This is a genomic window from Methylosinus sp. RM1 (assembly GCF_011378635.1).
GTDB classification, from domain to species: Bacteria; Pseudomonadota; Alphaproteobacteria; order Rhizobiales; family Beijerinckiaceae; genus Methylosinus; species Methylosinus sporium.
The window spans coordinates 1-1,007 of the sequence record NZ_WOVC01000107.1 but is presented as its reverse complement, the minus strand read 5'-3'; the positions used below and the strand labels follow the sequence as shown (position 1 = coordinate 1,007).

The 1,007-nt window shown below is 66.6% G+C and carries 1 protein-coding gene; it reads left to right on the top strand.

The features are described 5' to 3' along the window. Positions 1 to 1,007 (top strand): ATP-dependent metallopeptidase FtsH/Yme1/Tma family protein (locus FMZ75_RS21130; RefSeq protein ID WP_166146292.1); only part of this gene is annotated, 1,007 nt, incomplete at both ends.

Genomic DNA, 1,007 nt, shown 5'->3' with positions numbered 1-1,007 from the left:
GGCGGCAATGACGAGCGCGAGCAGACGCTGAACCAGCTGCTCGTCGAGATGGACGGCTTCGAGGCCAATGAGGGCATCATCCTCATCGCCGCCACCAACCGCCCCGACGTGCTCGATCCCGCGCTGATGCGTCCCGGCCGCTTCGATCGCCAGATCAATGTGCCGAACCCCGACTTCATCGGCCGCGAGAAGATCCTCAAGGTTCACGCCCGCAAAGTGCCGCTGGCGCCGGATGTGGATCTGAAGGTCGTCGCGCGCGGCACGCCCGGCTTCTCAGGCGCCGATCTGATGAATCTCGTCAATGAGGCGGCGCTGCTGGCGGCGCGTCGCAGCAAGCGCATCGTCACGAAACAAGAATTCGAGGACTCGCGCGACAAGATCATGATGGGCGCCGAGCGCCGCACTCTGGTGATGACGGAGGAGGAGAAGCGCCTCACCGCTTTCCACGAGGGCGGCCACGCGCTGGTGCAGCTCAACATGCCGGGCTCCATCCCGATCCACAAGGCGACGATCATCCCGCGCGGCCGCGCGCTGGGCATGGTGCAGGGCCTGCCGGAGCGCGACCAGATCTCGCAGAGCTTCGAGCAATTGAAGGCGATGCTGGCGCTGGCGATGGGCGGACGCGTGGCGGAAGAGCTGGTGTTCGGCCGCGACAAGGTGACCTCGGGCGCGGCGAGCGACATTCAGCAATGCACGCGCATCGCCCGCGCGATGGTGACGCAGCTCGGCTTCTCGGACAAGCTCGGCACGGTGGCCTATGCCGATCCGCAGCAGGAGCAGTTCCTCGGCTATTCGATCGGCCGCACGCAGACGCTCTCGGAGGCGACGCAGCAGACGATCGACGCGGAAGTGCGGCGCCTGGTGCAGGAAGGCTATGAGGACGCGCGGCGCATTCTGACCGAGAAGCGCGGCGATCTCGACGTGCTGGCCAATGGCCTTCTGGAGTTCGAGACGCTGACCGGCGACGAGATGATCGGCCTGCTGCAGGGCAAGCGCCCGGTGCGCGA